The 17,681-nt window shown below is 70.7% G+C and carries 14 protein-coding genes and 1 pseudogene; 7 read left to right on the plus strand and 8 right to left on the minus strand.

The features are described from left to right. Window positions 1-24 precede the first annotated feature (24 nt). Window positions 25-600, minus strand: a complete 576-nt coding sequence (locus ACSHXN_RS08955) for a CGNR zinc finger domain-containing protein (protein ID WP_355134146.1) — start codon at window positions 598-600, stop codon at window positions 25-27. A 295-nt stretch (window positions 601-895) separates the two neighbouring features. On the opposite strand from ACSHXN_RS08955, the gene ACSHXN_RS08960 reads away from it, so the two are divergent. The 3 genes from ACSHXN_RS08960 to ACSHXN_RS08970 all read left to right on the plus strand — a co-directional run bounded on the left by ACSHXN_RS08960 (window position 896) and on the right by ACSHXN_RS08970 (window position 2,986). Further along, entirely contained in the window at window positions 896-1,315 is a 420-nt protein-coding gene (locus tag ACSHXN_RS08960; RefSeq protein WP_355134106.1) for an Ohr family peroxiredoxin, read from the plus strand. 347 nt (window positions 1,316-1,662) lie between these two features. After that, the gene (locus tag ACSHXN_RS08965) at window positions 1,663-2,337 is read left to right on the plus strand and encodes a molybdopterin-dependent oxidoreductase (RefSeq protein WP_438306442.1); all 675 of its coding nucleotides are present in this window, start codon (window positions 1,663-1,665) and stop codon (window positions 2,335-2,337) included. After that, a complete protein-coding gene (locus ACSHXN_RS08970; RefSeq protein ID WP_356292482.1) occupies window positions 2,279-2,986 on the plus strand; it encodes a cytochrome b/b6 domain-containing protein in 708 nt (235 codons plus the stop codon). Before ACSHXN_RS08965 ends, ACSHXN_RS08970 begins: the two co-directional genes overlap by 59 nt. A gap of 121 nt (window positions 2,987-3,107) precedes the next feature. Here the strand turns inward: ACSHXN_RS08970 and ACSHXN_RS08975 are convergent, their stop codons facing one another. From ACSHXN_RS08975 to ACSHXN_RS08990, 4 genes are all read right to left on the minus strand, one after another. Further along, window positions 3,108-3,506 (minus strand): 6-pyruvoyl trahydropterin synthase family protein, encoded by a 399-nt coding sequence (locus tag ACSHXN_RS08975; protein WP_355134110.1) that lies wholly within the window; start codon window positions 3,504-3,506, stop codon window positions 3,108-3,110. Window positions 3,507-3,684: 178 nt separating this feature from the next. Then, complete coding sequence (locus ACSHXN_RS08980) at window positions 3,685-4,674, minus strand: cytochrome d ubiquinol oxidase subunit II (RefSeq protein ID WP_355134112.1); 990 nt, start codon at window positions 4,672-4,674, stop codon at window positions 3,685-3,687. Further along, window positions 4,671-6,086: a cytochrome ubiquinol oxidase subunit I gene (locus ACSHXN_RS08985; protein WP_438302894.1), complete on the minus strand. Its 1,416-nt coding sequence runs from the start codon at window positions 6,084-6,086 to the stop codon at window positions 4,671-4,673. Before ACSHXN_RS08985 ends, ACSHXN_RS08980 begins: the two co-directional genes overlap by 4 nt. 371 nt (window positions 6,087-6,457) lie before the next feature. Further along, a complete protein-coding gene (locus ACSHXN_RS08990) occupies window positions 6,458-7,372 on the minus strand; it encodes an isocitrate lyase/PEP mutase family protein (protein ID WP_356292478.1) in 915 nt (304 codons plus the stop codon). 221 nt (window positions 7,373-7,593) lie between these two features. On the opposite strand from ACSHXN_RS08990, the gene ACSHXN_RS08995 reads away from it, so the two are divergent. From ACSHXN_RS08995 to ACSHXN_RS09010, 4 genes and pseudogenes are all read left to right on the plus strand, one after another. Further along, the gene (locus ACSHXN_RS08995) at window positions 7,594-8,478 is read left to right on the plus strand and encodes an endonuclease/exonuclease/phosphatase family protein (RefSeq protein ID WP_355134118.1); all 885 of its coding nucleotides are present in this window, start codon (window positions 7,594-7,596) and stop codon (window positions 8,476-8,478) included. A 103-nt stretch (window positions 8,479-8,581) separates the two neighbouring features. Then, window positions 8,582-8,998 (plus strand): annotated as a pseudogene (locus tag ACSHXN_RS09000) (TetR/AcrR family transcriptional regulator); the annotation flags it as partial. A 590-nt stretch (window positions 8,999-9,588) separates the two neighbouring features. Then, window positions 9,589-11,373: an L-lactate permease gene (locus ACSHXN_RS09005; protein WP_383355426.1), complete on the plus strand. Its 1,785-nt coding sequence runs from the start codon at window positions 9,589-9,591 to the stop codon at window positions 11,371-11,373. Window positions 11,374-11,961: 588 nt separating this feature from the next. Next, the gene (locus ACSHXN_RS09010) at window positions 11,962-13,503 is read left to right on the plus strand and encodes an MFS transporter (RefSeq protein WP_438302895.1); all 1,542 of its coding nucleotides are present in this window, start codon (window positions 11,962-11,964) and stop codon (window positions 13,501-13,503) included. A gap of 116 nt (window positions 13,504-13,619) precedes the next feature. Here ACSHXN_RS09010 and ACSHXN_RS09015 read toward each other — a convergent pair whose 3' ends face one another. From ACSHXN_RS09015 to ACSHXN_RS09025, 3 genes are all read right to left on the minus strand, one after another. Continuing rightward, entirely contained in the window at window positions 13,620-14,318 is a 699-nt protein-coding gene (locus tag ACSHXN_RS09015; RefSeq protein ID WP_355134126.1) for a TNT domain-containing protein, read from the minus strand. Between the two features lie 558 nt (window positions 14,319-14,876). Continuing rightward, window positions 14,877-15,995, minus strand: coding sequence for an NADH:flavin oxidoreductase (locus tag ACSHXN_RS09020; RefSeq protein ID WP_355134128.1), 1,119 nt, complete (start codon window positions 15,993-15,995; stop codon window positions 14,877-14,879). 105 nt (window positions 15,996-16,100) lie between these two features. Continuing rightward, window positions 16,101-17,681, minus strand: coding sequence for an MDR family MFS transporter (locus ACSHXN_RS09025; protein ID WP_438302896.1), 1,581 nt, complete (start codon window positions 17,679-17,681; stop codon window positions 16,101-16,103).

Genomic DNA, 17,681 nt, shown 5'->3' on the forward strand with positions numbered 1-17,681 from the left:
GGCGAGGGCACCGCGGGCGGAGCCCTATCGGTTCGCCGGCGCGGTCGAGGCCGCGCGCGGCCTGCCCGCCCGCCTGCGGGCACGGTAGGCGGCGGCCTTCACCCTGTTTCCGCAGGGATCCATGGCGCACCACTCCCGGAAGCCTCCACGCGACCGGTCGAGGAAGACCTGGGTGCATTCGGGCCTGCTGCACTCCTTGAGCAGCGCCGCCTCCGGACCGCCGAGCACCTCCACCGCCTGCCGGGCGACGGACGACAGGGCCTGCTGCGCCGTCGCCTCGATCCTGCGCCCCGCAGGCGTGAGCTGCGGAATCGCGGACGGAGTGCGCGCCCTGTCGTTGACCAGCGCGAGCGCCTCGGCGTCGTAGTCGTCGCCGGCCAGCCTGGCGACGATGAGCAGGTAGATCGCCTCGCGCAGAGCGATCGCGTCCTCCACGTCGGACGGTCCGCAGTGCGTGTCTCCGTCGACCATGCCGGACTCACGGAACCAGGCGTCGAGGCTCTCCGGGGAGGTGAGCACCTCGACGGGTACCGCGTTGCGCCGCGCGCGCAGGGTCCCGAGGAAGTCCAGCACGGGGGCGCCGCACTTGAAGACATGCATCATGTCACCAGTCTGACCGGTGATGAACGAAAGAACAAGGGGCGACCCTCGAGCACCTCAGGGCAAGCCGACCCCCGGCCCTCATCCACCGGACGAGTGATCACACCCTCGACCGCCACCTCACCGCCTCCGATCGGGCGCCGCGCGCCCCGGTCGACAACCCGGGCACCCATCCTCAGCCACTCCGCCCGTCACCTGTTTGACAGGTGACAACGAAACTGCCAAAGTCATCACCTGTCAGAGAGGTGATGCCTCTTGATCGACTCCCTCCCAGGCGAATCCGAAAGGCACGATCATGGCTGAAACGAACTACACCGCCGTCGTCACCGCGACGGGTGAGGGGCGCAACGGCGGCCGTGCCGCATCCAGCGACGGGCTCCTCGACGTCACCCTCGCCATTCCGAAGGAGTTCGGCGGCAACGGCGCAGCCACCAACCCCGAGCAGCTCCTCGCCGCCGGCTGGGCCTCCTGCTTCCTGGGCGCAGTCAAGATCACCGCCGCGCAGAAGAAAGTCACTCTGCAGGACCTGGCGGTCGTCGCCGAGGTCACGCTGCACCACGACGCGGGCGACTACCACCTCAGTGCCGTCCTGCACCTCGAGCTCAGCGGAGTGGACCAGAGCACCGCGGACGAGCTCGGCGCCGGCGCCCACCGGATCTGCCCCTACTCCAAGGCGCTCGACATCCCCGTGACCATCGAGGCCACGGTCGCCTGAGACCGCCGGCGCCGCGGCGACACCGTCCCCGGGCACCGCGGAGATCCCCGTACCGCCCGACCGTCCCCGCCCCAGGTCACCGACGCGGCCGATCCCCCGGCGCGGGGAAGGGCCGAGCGGCCGGCGGGCAGCGCCCGCCCCTTCGAGACGAGCGTGCACATACAGAGGAGAGATTCCGTGAGTCAGGCAGTCGAGCACCACAACGCCGCGGTGAGCGCGGCACCGCTGACGGTGGGACCCGGTCACGCGGGCCGGACCACCGGATTCCCCCCGCACCCCGAGGTCCGGTGACCATGGGCCTCCGAAAGAACCGGCCGGCCGAGGGAGCGCCCGTGGCGCGGCGGACGATGCTCACCATGCTCGGCGCCGGGGCCGTCGGCCTCGCCACCGCGCCCTGGCTGCAGGACGGCTGGGAGAAGGCGCTCGGCGCCGCGTCGCAGAAGGACCCCACGGGACTCACCGGAGTGCTCCCCAACCCGGGGGGATTCCGCTACTACAGCGTGGTGGGCTCGGTACCGCGCAAGGACGAGACCGACTACGCACTGCGGATCGACGGACTGGTCGACCGACCGGCGACCTACACGCTCGAGGATCTGCGCGCACTGCGGCAGACCCGGATCGTCCACGACGTGCTGTGCACCGACGGCTGGCGGGTCGAGAACACCCCGTTCGAAGGTGTGAGGCTCTCCGAACTGCTCGAGGACGCCGGGGTACGTCCCGAGGGCCGCGCCCTGCGCTTCACCTGCTTCGACGGCGTCTACACCGAGAGCCTCACCCTCGCCCAGGCGCGCCGCTCCGACATGCTCGTGGCCCTCAGGATGCAGGACAGGCCCATCCCCCACGAGCACGGCGGTCCGGTCCGGCTCTACGCGGCTCCCATGTACTTCTACAAGTCGGCCAAGTGGCTGTCCGGCATCTCGGTGACCGACAAGGTCGTCCCCGGCTACTGGGAGGAGTACGGCTATGACATCGACGGATGGCTCGACGGCGAGGACCGCGACGGCGACGGCTCCGCGGCCTGACCGTTCGGGCCGGATCCGCCGGTTCAGCCGGGCCGAGCGCCTGGTGCACCGGGCCACCGGCTGGCTGATGCTGCTCTGCGTGGGGACGGCGGCCTGCCTCTATCTGGCGCCGCTGGCCCAACTGGTGGGCCGCCGCCACCTGCTCGTCACGGTCCACGAGTGGTCAGGCGTCCTGCTCCCCCTGCCCTTCCTCCTCGGCCTCGCCTCCCCCGCCTTCCGCGCGGATCTCCGCCGGCTGAACCGCTTCGCCGCGTACGACCGGGAATGGCTGCGGGCCGCCCGCAGGCGCCTGACCGAGCCCCGGGCGCGACCCGCCGGCAAGTTCAACGCGGGGCAGAAGGTCTATGCGGGCTGGATCGCGGGAGCGGTTCTGGTCATGATGGCCACCGGGCTCCTGATGTGGTTCACCGGAGTGCTGCCGACGGTCTCCCGCACCAGTGCCATCTTCGTCCACGACGTCCTGGCCTGGGGGATCGCCGCGGTGCTGATCGGGCACATGAGAAGGGCGTATCGCGACCCCGAGGCACGGCTCGGAATGCGCACGGGATACGTCGGGCGCGACTGGGCCAGGACCTGGCACCGCCACTGGACGCCGCAGGACCCGCCGGCCGCACGGGGCTCGGACTCGGGCGACGGGCGGGAAGGCTGAGCCCGCACCGGCCCCGTCGGCAGACCGGCCCACCCGGTCTGCCGCCGAAGCCGGTTCACCTGCCCTGTCGGGCAGCGGGGTCAGGACGTCTCACGACCACGCCCGGGCCACTGCCGCCGGATCACAGCGCACGCTCGTAACCCGCCCAGGCGACATGCGACTCGTGCAGGGTCACGGCGAGGGTGGCGATGCCCTTGGCGCCCTCCCCGAGTGCCCCCTTGTGGATGCGCTCCGCGAGCCGGTCCGCGATCACCTTGGCCAGGAACTCCGTCGAGGTGTTGATCCCGGCGAAGTCCGGCTCGTCGTCGAGATTGCGGTAGTTCAGCTCGCCCGCGACCGCGCCCAGTTCCTTCGTGGCCAGCCCGATGTCGACGACGATGTTGTCGTCGTCCAGCTCCTCCCGCTTGAAGGTCGCGTCGACGAGGAACGTGGCGCCGTGCAACCGCTGCGCGGGCCCGAACACCTCGCCGCGGAAGCTGTGGGCGATCATGATGTGATCACGAACGGTGATGCTGAACAACGGACGGTCCTCCGGGTGGTACGTCTGATCTCCTGTTGCTGCCTGCCAGGGGACACTTGTAACACGGCCCCGGCGCCCGTGCTTCGGCCGTCCCGCTCTTCTCCCGTGCAGATCGGACGGACGTCTCGCGCGCGGATCGGTCGGAGCGGGTGTGGACGGCGTACCGCACCCGGTTCGGTCAGCCGAGTTTGCGTTGCAGCTGAAGGGTGTAGAGCAGGACGAGCGACGGCGCGATCAGGGCGGCCGCGACGCAGGAGACCACGAGCAGCACCCACAGGGTGGCCGACGGCGCGGCCGCCTGCTGGATGGTCAGATGGGTGCCCAGGAGATACGGATACTGGGCGACTCCCCATCCGGCGACGACGGTGGCGATCGCGAGGGCTGCCAGGGCACGTACCACCGGCGGACGGCCGCGGCGCAGCAGGACGAGCGCGGCGAGACCGCACAGGCCCGAGACGGCCAGGAGCGGCGCGCCCACCGTCCTCAACTGGTGGAACAGACGTGGGGAGTCCGAGTACAGGACGTACACGCCGACCAGGGCCACCACTCCCCCGCCGACGCCCGCCGCGAAGGCTCTGAGACGGCATGCGTGCTCCAGGGAGGAGTCCGCTCGACGTTGGGCCTGCCCGGTCAGGAACACGGCGGCGAGGTAGGCGCAGACGGTGATCGCGAGGATTCCGCCCAGGATGGAGGTCGGGTTGAGCCAGCTGGACAGCGCGTCACCGTGCCCCGCCGACGGCACGCGTCCCGAGGCGATCCCGCCCGCGATGGTGCCGAAGAAGAACGGGGTGAGCACCGACGAACAGGCGAACGCGACACCGCTGATGCGCTGTGCCTGACGTTCGGTCAGTGCATGGCGGAAGGCGAAGCCGGCTCCTCTGGCGACGATCCCCAGCGCCGCAAGGCCCAGTGGGATGTACAAGGTCGTGGTGATGGCGGTGAAGGCCCGGGGAAAGCCGGTCCAGATCGTGACGAGACAGAAGACCAGCCATGTGTGGTTGGCCTCCCACACGGGACTGAGGGAGAGGTTGATCAGCTCGCGGACCCGGTGCCCCCGCGTCTCGCCCCCGGCCGTCAGATCCCAGAAACCGGCTCCGTAGTCGGCTCCGCCGAAGAGGGCGTAGGCGATGACACCGACGAACAGGATCACGGCGATCACAGTGCTCATGCGTCATCAGCTCCGGAGGTGCGCCCGTTCATCGCCGCTGCCGGCCGGGGGCCGTACGGGACCGCCACGGCATCGGTTCCTTCCTCCGCCCACCGGCGGCGCATGGTCCGGAGCACGAACAGGGCACCGGCACCGACGCAGAAATAGATCGCGAGGACCGTGGCGAACAGCGGCCACAGATTGCCCTGAGTGGCGACCGCGTCCCGCGTGAGCAGAAGCCCGACGACGGTCCAGGGCTGCCGGCCGACCTCGGTCACCACCCAGCCGCTCTCCAGCGACAGGAGCGAGACCAGACCGGCCACGGCCGAACTGCGCAGGAACCAGCGGTTCATCGGCACCTCGCGCCGCCGCCACCACAGCCAGGCGAACCACAGGGCCAGCAGGAGCAGGAGAGAAGCGGTGCCCACCATCACGTCGAAGGCGAGATGCACCACGCTGACCACCGCGTCGTCGGGGCGTACGTCCGGCGGGATCGCGTCGAACCCCTTGATCGTGGTCGAGGGGCGGAAACCGGCGAGGATCGAGGCGACGCCGGGGAGCGGAATGCCGTAGCGCACCTCGCCGTCGATATAGACGCCGCCGAGGATCTCCGGGATGTGGGTGCCGGTGGTCGGCACCATCTCGATGGCGGCGAACTTGGCCGGTTCCCTGTCGAAGACCTGGCGCGCGATGGTGTCCCCGACGAGGAACTGCAGTGGCATGGCGATCGCGGCGACCGTGAACGGGACGAGGAACCCGAGCCGGTGGTAATGGTCCCGACGCCCCTTGAGCAGGTCCCATGCGTACACCCCGGCGACCATGAACCCCGCGACGATGTACGCCGCGAGGAGCATGTGCACCATCTCCCACCAGAAAGCCCCGTTGAAGAAGACCTTGGACGGGATCACGTCCACCACGCGCCCGTTCTTCACCAGGATCCCGGCCGGCTGGTTCATCCAGCTGTTGGCAGCGATGACGGAGGCCGTGCCGCCCACACCCGACAGGGTGACCACCACGCCGGTGAAGAAGTGGGGCCATGGTGGCAGCCTCTTCCAGCCGTAGATGTAGATGGCCATGAAGATGGCTTCGAGGAAGAAGAAAAGCCCTTCGATGGCGAACGGAAAACCGAACGCCGAACCGTACTTGCCCATGAGCCCGGGCCAGAGAAGGCCCAACTCGAAAGTCAGCACCGTACCGGACACGGCCCCGACCGCGAACAGCACGGCGGCCACTTTGGACCATCGCTGCGCCAGGAGGAGCGCTTGCTGATCGCCACGGCGCAGCCCACGGTACTGGCAGATCAGCATCATGAAGGTGAATGCGACGCCGAAGGGCACCAGAATGATGTGGAAGCCCAAGGTGAAGGCCATCTGCTCACGCGCGGGGAGGAGTTGTGGCGGGTCGACGGCTTCCAACAGGGCAGACAGCGTCATGAATTCTCTCTCCGGCTCGGACGGCGGCGGACCATGCGCAGGTCACACCGAAAGGCGGCTGATGATGCCGGAATCCCTGTGCAGGGGAACCCCGCCGGGCGGCGAAAATCCCGGCGCCGACCGGCCGAGAGGTCGCAAGCGTCGGTGCGCTACTCATATGTCAGGCGCAGGCCCGTCATATCGCCCGGCCGGTGGCCGCGTCGCCCCGCCCTTTCCGCTGTGTGTTCAACGGACCGTCCCTTGTCCCATTGACCGCGAAAATGCCGCGCCTTTCGTGGTCGATGATAGACAGCCACTCGGCGGCTCACCGCAAAGGCATGAACGAAACACCGTCGTGTACGAACTCCACTCGATGCGTGTCGTACGGACGGTCAGTCCGTCGCGGACCCGGCCGCGGTGGACCCCGTGTACTCCTCCGACCAGTCCAGCCAGCCGTCGAGGCCGACGATGCCGAACAGTTCCGCGGGACCGTGGACGTCCGTCGGCGGCAGTCCGCTTTCGGCGAGCGTCGACAGGGCGGCGTCGACAGCGGCTGCGGCGGCAGCGGCGGACAGCAGAGGGTAGATCGCGAGACGGAAGCCCAGCCGGCCGAGATCCGCGGCCGGGAGGACCGGAGTCCTGGACCGTGCGATCACGTTGGCCACCAGCGGTGCCCGCACCTTCTGCGCCACCTCTTCGAGCTCGCCCCTGCTCCTGGGCGCCTCAAGGAAGATCATGTCGGCGCCGGCATCCACGTAGGCGTTCGCCCGGTCGATGGCGTCCCGCAACCCGAGCGGCGCACGGGCATCGGTCCGGGCGATGATGATCATCTCGTCGTCCCCACGGGCGGCGACCGCCGCCCGCACCTTCGACGCCGCTTCCTCGACGGGCACGACCGCCTTGCCGTCCAGATGGCCGCACCTCTTGGGGAAGACCTGGTCCTCGATGTGGACGGCAGCGACTCCGAGGCGCCGGTATGTCTCGACGGTCCGCCGCACGTTCAGTTCGTTGCCGTATCCGGTGTCGATGTCCACGATCAACGGCAGCGACGTCGCCGCCCGCAGCCTCGCGACGTGCGCCGCCATCTCGCTCGCCGTCATCAGGCCCAGGTCCGGCTCCCCCAGCAGGGACACGGACGCCGACGCCCCGCTCACATAGGCGGCCCGGAAGCCGCGCCGCTCGACGAGGGCGGCGGTCAGTCCGTCGTAGATTCCGGGGGCGGTCACCAGATCGCCCGCCGCCAACAACTCGCGCAGGCGGCGTGCGCCAGATTGCGGGCCGCGCTCGGGTACCGGGGAACTGATCATGTCGCTCACCCCTGGATCGGTGGGAGTCACCTTCCAATGTAGGACTGGATGGTGGGCGCACGGCGCACCACCGTCACCCCTACTCGCAATGATCGCCGGGCCCGGCGGGTGGGTACGGATGGTGCGAGCGTGCAGGAGACGCGTCTCGAGCGGTCGCCGGCCGTGCCGCCGGTGCCACGCCCGCAGCACATCGTCAGTCCGTCGAGCATCTGGAGCATCGGGTGAAACGCAGGAATCGCATCGCCGCCTGCCGCACGCTGGCCGCCGGAGTCCTCGCCTTCGTGGCGTTCAGTGCGACATCGCCCGGCGTGGCCACGGCCCGCCAGCCGGCCGCCGACGGACCGGCGGCCCGGAGTGTGCCGTTGCGGGTGGCCACGTACAACATCCACGCGGGGGCCGGCGAGGACAACGTCTTCGACCTCGACCGCACCGCCGATGCCGTCCGGGCCCTGCATGCCGATGTGATCGGCCTCCAGGAGGTCGACGTGCACTGGGACACCCGGAGCAACTTCACCGACGAGGCGCGCGAGCTGGCCGAACGGCTGCACATGCGTGTCTTCTTCGCCCCGATCTACGACCTGCCGCCCGCACCGGAGCACACGGAACGGCGTCGGTACGGCGTCGCGATCCTGAGCCGCCACCCGATCGTGCGCGCGGAGAACCACGAGATCACACGCCTGTCCACGCAGGAGACCAACCCGGTGCCGGCCCCCGCCCCCGGCTTCGCGGAGGTGACTGTCCGGGTCCGCGGAACCGCCGTGCACATCTACTCGACGCACCTGGACTACCGCGCCGACCCGGCGGTCCGGCGGATCCAGGTCGACGACATGCTGGGCATCCTCGCCGCGGACTCCGGGCCGAAGGTCCTCGTCGGTGACTTCAACGCCGAGCCCGGCGCCCCCGAACTGGCGAAGCTGTGGGGACCGCTCGCCGACGCCGCCCCGCAGGGCGGCAAGACCTATCCGGCGGTCGCCCCGGTCAAGCGCATCGACGTCGTGGCGGTCTCCCCCGAGGTCACCGTCACCGGCGCCCGCGAGGAGGAGACCGCGGCCTCGGACCACCGGCCGGTCGTCGCCGACCTGCTGCTCCACCGGCGCGGCTTCTGATCCTGGCCGCACGGACGAGACGGTGAATTCCGGCGGGGACGGGGCGGTCGGCCATGCGTACGCACCACGCGCGTCCGGTGGCCGTGTGCCGGGACGCTCCCACCGGGCCGCACAACTCGAGTCCCGGGCGAGTGCACTGCGGGAGTCCGCCGGCACCGGGGCGGTCGCCGACAACCTCACCGGCGCGCTGACCACGTTGTTCGGACCGATCCCGATGGCGATCATCCCGCTCGTCACCTTCCGGGACCGGCTGCGCGCGCGGCTGCGGCACGCCGCACCCGGCGGCGGCATCGCGATCCTCGCCCAGGCCACGACCGCCGTCTCCGCCTACCTGGGGGACGAGCGCGATCTGGGCCGCATCGCAGCGGACGCCGACATCGGCTCACTCACCCTTTCCCTCGTCGGCGGCGGGCATCTGCTGTTCACGGACCGCGAACCCGGCCCACCGGACACCGCGGCCGTCAACAGGTTCGTGACGTCCGTCGTCGCCGACGCCGTACACCGGCGACCCGCGCGGTAACGCCTGCGGCCTCCTCCTCTTCCGGGCGACGGCCCCGGGCGACGGACGTCTGCCCGCACACCCCTCGTTCCGGCGGGAGTGCGCCTGTACGCAGGTCACGTGTGACCCTTGACACAGCTCCGGCACCACTGCATTCTTCCACCATTCGGTTGGTGTCTACCGAGTAGTGGAATCGACCTCGTCGCCAACTCGGAGTACCCGCATGGGACACCGCATCAGATCCCGCGTCTGCGCGGGAGTGAGCGCCGGAACGTGCCACCTGTTGCGTCACGGGCCCGCCCGCGGTCCCGGTGAACGCAGGACCAAGGCGGTGCCGGCCCCCTGCTCCCGGGTCACGTCCGAGGCTGACCGCCGTCCCCGGGTACTGGATACAGGTCGCGACCACGTCCGCCCGCATGTGCGAAGCAAGCCCCTCGCCCCCACCGTGCAGGTGCTCGATGCCGCCGTCCGCGGCGTCCCCGCACGACAGTTGCCCGAGCGCGCGCCCCGCGTTCCCGGCGCCGTCGTCACGTACGCCATCCCCCCGACCACCACGGTGCCGATCCGTGGCGCGGCCCCCTCATCTCCGGCGTCGTAGAAAAGGGTGCTCCATGTTCCTCGCCAACTATCAGCAGGACTACAGTCCGGTGGGCGATTCGCTCGGACTGTCGTCCATCGTCGCGATCCTTCCGCTGCTGGTCCTCTTCGTCCTGCTCGGCGTGGTGCGGATGAAGGCGTGGCTCGCCTCGTTGATCTCGCTCGTCGTCGCCGTGGTGCTCGCGGTCGCCGTGTACTCGATGCCGGTCGCCGACGCGCTCAACAGCGGTCTGCTGGGTGCCGCGTTCGGCTTCTTCCCCATCATGTGGATCGTCATCAACGCGATCTGGATCTACAACCTGACCGTGGAGACCGGTCACTTCGACGTACTGCGCCGGTCGTTCGCGTCCATCAGCGACGACCAGCGGGTGCAGGCGATCATCATCGCCTTCTCCTTCGGCGCCCTCATGGAGGCGCTGGCCGGTTTCGGCACCCCCGTCGCGATCAGTGCGGTCATGCTGATCGCCCTGGGCTTCAAGCCGCTCAAGGCGGCCACCGTCGCCCTGGTCGCCAACACCGCGCCCGTGGCGTTCGGCGCGATCGCCGTACCGATCACCACACTGGCGGGCGTCACCGGCCTGCCCGTGGACGACCTCGGCGCGATGGTCGGCCGGCAGACCCCGATCCTGGCCCTGTTCGTGCCGCTGGCGCTGGTGTTCATCGTGGACGGCCGCAGGGGGCTGCGGCAGACCTGGCCGCCGGCGGTGGTCTGCGGTGTGTCCTTCGCGGTGTTCCAGTACCTGTCCTCGAACTTCTGGTCCGTGCCGCTCGCCGACATCGTCGCCGCGCTCGCCTCCGCGCTGGCGGTCCTGGTGTTCACCCGTCTGTGGCATGCCGAGGAGACGTACCAGGAGAGCGACGAGGACGAGGGACTCGACGGTTCCGACGGCGGCTCCCGCAGGCCGCGAACCCCCGGGGGCGAACCGGCCACGGGCCGCGACGAGTCCGCGGACAGCCAGGTGTTGACCCGGGCCCGCGCGGACGCCGACCGCGACTTCCACGACTCGCCGCTGGACGTCTTCAAGGCGTACGCGCCCTACCTGGCCATCATCGTGGTGTTCGTACTGGCCACCCGGGTTCCGGCGATCACCGGAAAGCCTCCGACCGGGGTCGGCGCGACCGGTACCGGCCTGGAGTCGGTGACACACATCGTCAACTGGCCGGGGCTGCACATCCTCAAGGCGAACGGCGACCCGGTCGCCACCACCTTCAAACTCAACTACCTTTCGGCAGCCGGGAGTCTGCTGCTGATAGCGGGTCTGATCAGCATGGTGCTGATCCAGGTCGGGCCGCGCCGCGCCCTGCGTGCCTACGGACGCACCCTGGACCAGCTGAAGTTCGCGGTGCTCACCGTCATGCTGGTGCTGGGACTCGGCTACATCATGAACGAGTCCGGTCAGACCACCACGCTGGGTCTGTGGGTGGCCGGGGCCGGCGGCGCCTTCGCCTTCCTCTCCCCGATCCTCGGCTGGCTGGGCGTTGCCGTCACCGGATCCGACACCTCGTCCAACTCGCTGTTCGGTGCCCTCCAGATCACCGCCGCCCACCAGGCCGGCCTGTCGCCGACCCTCATGGCCGCGGCCAACTCCTCGGGTGGCGTGCTCGGCAAGATGATCTCGCCGCAGAACCTCGCCATCGCCGCGGCCGCGGTCGGCTTCGAGGGCCGCGAAGGAATCCTCTTCCGCCGGGTCATCGTGTGGAGCGTGGTCTTCATGCTCTTCATGTGCGTGCTGGTCTATCTGCAGAGCACCCCGGTGCTCGACTGGATGGTCGTGGACACACCGGCGACCGCCCCCTGACGAAGGCGTCGGTCCGGGGCCCTGTGCGTACGGAAACGCCCGTCCGGGCCGGCACGGGGCTGTGGTGAGGTCATGGTGTGCGGCCGACCGGTCGTCCCGCCGACGGTGGAAGCTCACCTCGGCGGGACGGGGGACCACCCGGAGTGCCGGAACCCTTCCGTCCCGGCGGATCACGAGCCGGGCGAGGCTCGGCGGGCAGGGGGGGCGGGGCCACGGCGGGGTTGGTGACCTCCGACTCCCGGATGATGCTGTCCGGGCCGGCCGCCACATGGCGCAGGTGCTGACGGACCCCGGCATCCCGGTTCCGGCACATGGCCACGAAGGGATGGACTGTCCTCCGCGCCGGCCGAGCCCGCCGGGCAGTCCGGTGTCCGCCGGCCACAACTCCCCGATCTCCCGGGGCAGGTCCCCCGCGCGGCACCCTGCCTGCTCTCCTCCTCACATGCTCGGCACCGCTCGAGTCGGCGACCGGCCTCATGCGGCGCCCCGGCCGTCGGGTCGAGCGCGAGATGGTTGGATGGGGCGGTGAGCGCGATCCGGCTTCGCCCCCGTGTCAGCGGGGGGCCTCTGGGAGATCCGACCTACCGCATGCTCTGGGCCGCCCAGTTGGGCTCGGCCGTCGGCGGCTGGATGCAGGCGGTGGGAGCACAGTGGATGCTGGTGCACCGTCCGGGCGCGGCCACCTGGGTCTCGCTTGTGCAGGCGGCGAGCCTGCTGCCGGTGATGTTCGTGTCGCTCCCCGCGGGTGTGCTCGCCGACGTCCTGGATCGGCGGCGGCTGCTCATCGGCGTCCAGAGCGCGACGACGGTTCTCGCCGCGCTGCTGACGGTGCTGACCGCCACCGGACGGACCACGCCCGCCGTCCTCATCGCCTTCACCTTCCTGCTCGGCTGCGGGCAGGCCGTCGGCAACCCCGCGTGGCAGGCGATCCAGCCCGAACTCGTCCCCAGGGAGCAGATCCCGGCCGCGGCCGCTCTGGGGAGCCTCAGCGTCAACGTGGCACGCGCGGTCGGCCCGGCCCTCGCGGGCCTGCTGCTCACGTTCACCTCCATCTGGGTGCTGTTCGCCATCAACGCGGTCTCGTTCACCGCCGTGATCCTGGCGCTGTTGCGCTGGCGCCGAAGCGGGGAGGAGCACGCCGCGCCGGAGGCGGTCGTCGCCGCGCTGCACGCAGGGGGCCGCTATGTGCGCCACGCCCCGGGCGTGCGCCGGATCCTGTGGCGGGCCGCCCTGTTCGTCCTGCCCGCCAGCGCCCTGTGGGCCCTGCTGCCCGTGATCGCCAGCGGGCACCTGAAGCAGGGTTCCGGCGGCTACGGCCTGCTGCTCGCCGCGCTCGGGGCGGGCGCGGTGGCCGGGGCGCTGGGCATGGGCCGGCTGCGCAGGAAGCTGACGTCCAATCAACTTCTGGTGGGCTCAGGCCTGCTCTACGGCGCCGGCGCTCTGGTCACGGCCCGCTCCACCAGCCTGCTCGTCGTCACCGCGGTGTCCGTCGCGACGGGGCTGGGGTGGCTGGTCACCCTGTCGACGCTCAACACCTCCATGCAGCTGACGCTCCCCGCCTGGGTCCGGGCCCGCGCACTCGCGGTCTACCTGATCGTCTTCCTCGGCGGCCAGGGCGTCGGCTCGCTGCTCTGGGGGTTCGTCGCGCGTCCGCTGGGCGCCCAAGGGGCGCTGGTGCTCGCCGGCTTGCTGCTGGTGGCCGGTGCGGCGAGCCTCCCGCTGCTCCCGCTGCTGCCCGACACCGGCACGCTCGACCGGACCGTCTCCGCCCACTGGCCGGAGCCCGCCCTGGTCTTCGACACCGTCGGCGACACGGGCCCCGTGCTGGTGGAGGTCGGCTACGAAGTGCGCCCCGAGGATCTGGCCGAGTTCCTCACGGCGGCCCGGCGGCTGTCCCGCTCCCGCCGCCGTACCGGTGCGACCCGCTGGCGGCTGTACCAGGACGCGGCGGACCCGGCGAAGGTGTACGAGGTCTTCGAAGTGCCCACTTGGGACGAGCACCTGAGGCAGCATCATGAACGGACCACCGGCTTCGACCAGGAGGTCCTGGAGCGGGTGCGGGCCCTGTCGCGCACCGAGCCGCAACTGCGGCATCTGCTCCCTGCCGGGTCGGCGACGGCCGGCCGCTGACCCGGCGCGGGGACGGCGGTTGCCCGGTGGGCGCACGCGCGGGCCGGGGGCGCGGCCGGACGCGTCGATCCGGGCCGGGGCGCGAGTGGCGCGCCCCGGGCACCGGTCGGGAGGTTCTATCCCCTGGAGGTGATCTCTTCCAGGTTCTGCGTGGCGACCAGGCTGGGGATGGTGGCGCTGGTCACGTACTGCTCGCCGAGCCCCGGCTGGCCGAACCAGGGCCTGATGGGACCGGCCTGGACGGTGAACGCCTTGGTGACCCGGTAGAGGTGGTAGTTGTACGCGGGAGCGGACGGGTCGTACTCGTCGAGGTTGGTCGGCGGGAGCGCGCGCTTCGTGTAGGGCGTGCCCGCGGGCGCCAGGAAGTTGCCGGTACCCCTGCCGAAGAGGTCGACCAGCTGCCCCACCTTGAGGGTCCTCGTCGACTGGACCGGACGACCGTTGCGGAGCACGAACCCGTTGTTGTCCGGGTACCACCAACCGGACTGGTTCTGCTGGTTCGTCTGCCAGTAGCAGCCCAGGAACCAGTACTGCGATGTGCTGTCCTGCGGCTGGTAGCCCCGAAGCATCCTCCCGATCGGCCCGGTCCGGGGCAGATGGCTGGGCCCGAGCCGCCAGTCGTTGTGGTAGTAGTTCTGCAGCCCCGTCGGCGGAGCGATGGTCGTACTGGCCGAGCGATGGGTGACCGGGCAGTCGCGGGCGGCCCGTTGGGCACGGACTTCGTCGGCCTGGACGGTGGCCGGGGCGGCTCCGACCAGAAAAAGTGCTGACGCAAGTGCGCTCAGTGCGAGACGCCGCAGTCGCAGTACGCGCATTCGAGTCCCTTCTCTTGCGGTGCCGGCCGGCACCGGATACGCGGGCATGGCGGTCGACCGCGAGGAGGGCTACGACGAACGGATCCCTGCCGCGCGGCAGGGGGCAGTCAATGCGCGGCGAACGAAGGCGAGGCCGAGATCGCACCGGCGGGCCCCCTGAACGGCGCAAGGAAAGACCTCGAACAGCCGAGCAGCGAACTCACCGTGGGCCGAACCGGGATCGGCCTGCTTCTGCTGCTCGGCGGACGTCATGGTGGGCCCGCCGCATCGCTGCCCGTACCGGCGAAGGTGTCCGCCCCCGCGAAAACGTGCGGACCCCGACCCTGAGGCCGAGGTCCTGGCGGTGCCGGATGTGTGACCGTCTGCCGTGAGGCCGGCGTGACCGGTCCCGGGCACTGCGGTCCCGACCGCTGGGGGGGCCGCAGCACACAGCAACGCCCGGGTCGCGCCGGCGGCCACGGGACCGCGCCGTGCTCGGGGCGCGCGCCCCGTCGCTCCGGCGCCGTCTCCGGAGCGACGGGAATCAGGAGCCCGCTGCCGGGTGTGCGGCCGCAGGGGTCAATGGAGGCCGCCGACGAGTCCCACGTGGAAGGGGTTCAGTTCCTCGGTACGTCCGGCGAGGACCTTCGTCAGCCACTCCGGGTCGCCGAGGAGGGCACGGCCGACGGCGACGAGGTCGAACTCCTCGCGCTCCATGCGGTCGAGCAGTTCCACGATGTCGGTGACGCCGGCCTGCTCCCCCTGGAAGACCTGGAGGAACTCATTGCTCAGACCCACCGAGCCCACGCTGATGGCGGGCTTCCCCGACACCTTCTTCGCCCAGCCGGCGAGGTTGAGGTCGGATCCCTCGAACTCGGGGAGGTGGAAGCGCCGGGTGGAGCAGTGGAAGATGTCGGTGCCCGCCTCGGCCAGCAGGGCGAGGACGGTCTCCAGTTCGTGCGGGGTCTCGGCGATCCTGGCCGGGTAGTGGTTCACCTTCCACTGCGAGAATCGGAACGAGATCGGGAAGTCCGCCGACACGGCCGCCCGGCAGGCGGCCACGATCTCGGCGGCGAACCGGGTCCGGCGGGCGACATCACCGCCGTAGCCGTCGGTGCGCCGGTTGGTGTGGGCCCACAGGAACTGGTCGACCAGATAACCGTGACCGCCGTGGATCTCCACGCCGTCGAAGCCGAGGACCTCGGCCGCGGCCGCGGCCGTCGCATAGGCGGCGACCACGTTGTCGATGTCGGACCGGGTCATCGTGCGACCCGAGCGCGTGCCGTCCAGGGCGATACCTGAGGGCCCGATCGCCAAAGCCCCCGGCACGGGCGGGTTGCCCGCGGTGCGGTCCATGCCGACGTGCCACAGCTGCGGCATGATCCGGCCGCCCTCCCGGTGGACGGCCTCGGCCACCGCGGACCAGCCGGCCAGCGCCTCGTCGCCGTGGAAGTGCGGCACCCGGGCGCTGGTGCCCGCCGAGTCATGTCCGATGTAGGTGCCCTCGGTGAGGATCAGTCCGACGCCGCCGGCGGCCCGCCGGGCGTAGTACCGCGCCACGTCTTCGCCCGGCACTCCACCGGGGGAGAACTCGCGCGTCATCGGAGCCATCACGACACGGTTGGGCAGGGTGAGACCGCCCAGGGAGAAGGGACGGACCAGGACGTCCCTGGCACGCTCGACCGGATTCGCGGGCATCAGTCTTCGCCTTCGATCGGGAGCCGACCGCACGGCGACGCGGGATGACACCGTACGGTCGGCGGCTTGGACGGGAGATGGTGCGTGGGTGCGGCCGGGCCGCACTCAGTCCACGTGCGGAGTGCGGACGGAGTCCTTGTCCGGTGCGCTTCCCGGGGTCGCGGTCGCAGCGGCCGCCGGCTCGGGTTCCGGGGTCGCGCGGATGAACCACGCCGTGCCGAAAGCGATCAACGACAGGACGGCCGCGCCGACCACGACACCGTGGAGCCCGCTGCTGACCGCGTCCTGCACCGTGTGGCGCACGCGGGCGGACATGTCCCTCAGCAGGGCCGGAGTCAGTTCGCCGCCGGCGGTCAGCCGCTTCTCCGCGCCGGAGCCGAGCTGCTCGGCCAGGACGTCCGCCATGCGGCTGCTGTGGACGGCGCCGAGGACGGCGACACCGAGAGACCCGCCGATGGTGCGCACCAGGGTGACGGTGCCGGTGGCGGCGCCCATGTCGCGCGGGGCGGCGCTGTTCATGGTGGTGAGCAGGGTGCTCTGCATCAGGATGCCGACGCCCACCCCGACGACCAGGGTCAGCGCCGAGGCCGCGACGAGCGGGGTGTCCGCGCCGAGCAGGAGCAGCAGCATCGCACCGGCCACGGTGACGGTGCCGCCGGTGAGCGGGACGATGCGGTCCAGTCCCCCGCGGTCCATGAGCCGTCCGGTGGTGAGCTGGGCGGTGAGCATGCCGAGCATCAGCGGCAGGATCAGCATGCCGCTGACCGTGGGCGAGGCGCCCTGGACGAACTGCATGTACTGCGGGAGGTAGTTGATGACGGAGACGAGGACGGCGCCGACGAGCAGGCTGAGGACCTGGGCGAGGGTGAACTCCCTGCTGGTGAACAGCCGGGGCGGCGTGATCGGTTCGGTGGCGCGCAGTTCGACGCGGACGAACCAGGCGAGGCTGAGCACGACCACGACGGCGAGCGCGGCGATCTGCCAGGACGACCAGGCGTAGGTGGTTCCGGCCCAGCTCGCGAGCAGGGTGAGCGCCAGGATGCCGCTGGTGAGCAGGGCCGCGCCGAGGTAGTCCACACGCCCCGTGACCCGCCGGGCGGGCAGCCGTACGCCCTTGCTGACGGCCGGCAGCGCGACGATGCCGAGGGGCACGTTGACGTAGAACGTCCAGCGCCAGTCCAGGTAGTCGGTGATGAATCCGCCGAGCAGCGGTCCGCCGACGAAGGCGACCGGCAGCATGACCCCCACCATCGACTGGACACGGCCGCGTTCCTGCGGCGGTACCAGCACACCGATCACCGACAGCGCCCCGACCATCAGCCCGCCCGCGCCCAGTCCCTGGACGGCCCGGAAGGCGATGAGCTGGCCCATGCTCCGGGCCATGCCGCACAGCACCGTGCCGATCAGAAACAGCATCACGGACTTGGTGTAGGCGCCCTTGCGGCCGTAAAGATCGCCGAGCTTGCCCCAGATGGGCGTGGAGGCGGCCATGGTCAGCAGATACGCCGTCACCGACCAGGAGAAATGGTCGAGTCCGCCGAGGTCGCCCACGATCGTGGGGAGCGCGGTGCTGACGATCTGCCCGTCGAGGGTCGCCAGGAAGATGCCGAGCATCAGCCCGAAGACGCCCAGCCGGGGCAGGGCGGGCGAGTCGGCTGCGGAAGTGGGTGTCGCGGGGTCGTTCAT

Origin of the sequence: Streptomyces sp. HUAS TT11, from assembly GCF_051553595.1 — a bacterium.
Classification (GTDB): domain Bacteria; phylum Actinomycetota; class Actinomycetes; order Streptomycetales; family Streptomycetaceae; genus Streptomyces.

Coding starts and splice junctions, on each gene's coding strand:
- ACSHXN_RS08955 (WP_355134146.1), bottom strand. CDS start 600: ATGCATGTCTTCAAGTGCGGCGCCCCCGTGCTGGACTTCCTCGGGACC.
- ACSHXN_RS08960 (WP_355134106.1), top strand. CDS start 896: ATGGCTGAAACGAACTACACCGCCGTCGTCACCGCGACGGGTGAGGGG.
- ACSHXN_RS08965 (WP_438306442.1), top strand. CDS start 1,663: ATGCTCACCATGCTCGGCGCCGGGGCCGTCGGCCTCGCCACCGCGCCC.
- ACSHXN_RS08970 (WP_356292482.1), top strand. CDS start 2,279: ATGACATCGACGGATGGCTCGACGGCGAGGACCGCGACGGCGACGGCT.
- ACSHXN_RS08980 (WP_355134112.1), bottom strand. CDS start 4,674: ATGAGCACTGTGATCGCCGTGATCCTGTTCGTCGGTGTCATCGCCTAC.
- ACSHXN_RS08985 (WP_438302894.1), bottom strand. CDS start 6,086: ATGACGCTGTCTGCCCTGTTGGAAGCCGTCGACCCGCCACAACTCCTC.
- ACSHXN_RS08990 (WP_356292478.1), bottom strand. CDS start 7,372: ATGATCAGTTCCCCGGTACCCGAGCGCGGCCCGCAATCTGGCGCACGC.
- ACSHXN_RS09005 (WP_383355426.1), top strand. CDS start 9,589: ATGTTCCTCGCCAACTATCAGCAGGACTACAGTCCGGTGGGCGATTCG.
- ACSHXN_RS09010 (WP_438302895.1), top strand. CDS start 11,962: ATGCTCTGGGCCGCCCAGTTGGGCTCGGCCGTCGGCGGCTGGATGCAG.
- ACSHXN_RS09015 (WP_355134126.1), bottom strand. CDS start 14,318: ATGCGCGTACTGCGACTGCGGCGTCTCGCACTGAGCGCACTTGCGTCA.
- ACSHXN_RS09020 (WP_355134128.1), bottom strand. CDS start 15,995: ATGCCCGCGAATCCGGTCGAGCGTGCCAGGGACGTCCTGGTCCGTCCC.
- ACSHXN_RS09025 (WP_438302896.1), bottom strand. CDS start 17,681: ATGAACGACCCCGCGACACCCACTTCCGCAGCCGACTCGCCCGCCCTG.